This window comes from Rhizobium ecuadorense (assembly GCF_001187535.1).
Taxonomy (GTDB): domain Bacteria; phylum Pseudomonadota; class Alphaproteobacteria; order Rhizobiales; family Rhizobiaceae; genus Rhizobium; species Rhizobium ecuadorense.
Map to the genome: position 1 here is coordinate 1 of NZ_LFIO01001850.1, position 222 is coordinate 222.

Consider the following 222-nt stretch of genomic DNA (forward strand, 5'->3'; position numbering starts at 1 on the left):
CGACGTGAAGGGCACGTCGCCGCAGACGATATGTTCGTAGATCTCGTCCGACATGATCGCCACGTGGGGATGCCGCGCCAGCACCGCACCAAGCGCCCTCAGTTCGTCCGCCGTATAGATCGCCCCCGTCGGATTGGACGGAGAATTGAACAGGAACCAACGCGTCTTCGGCGTGATGGCTGCTTCGAGCCGCGCAGCTGTGATCTTGAAGGCATCCTCGAC

At 61.7% G+C, this 222-nt stretch carries 1 protein-coding gene; it reads right to left on the reverse strand.

What is annotated here, in order from left to right:
* The coding region (locus AF337_RS39065) for an aminotransferase class I/II-fold pyridoxal phosphate-dependent enzyme (RefSeq protein ID WP_152971373.1) at nucleotides 1–222 on the reverse strand (222 nt) is incomplete at both ends.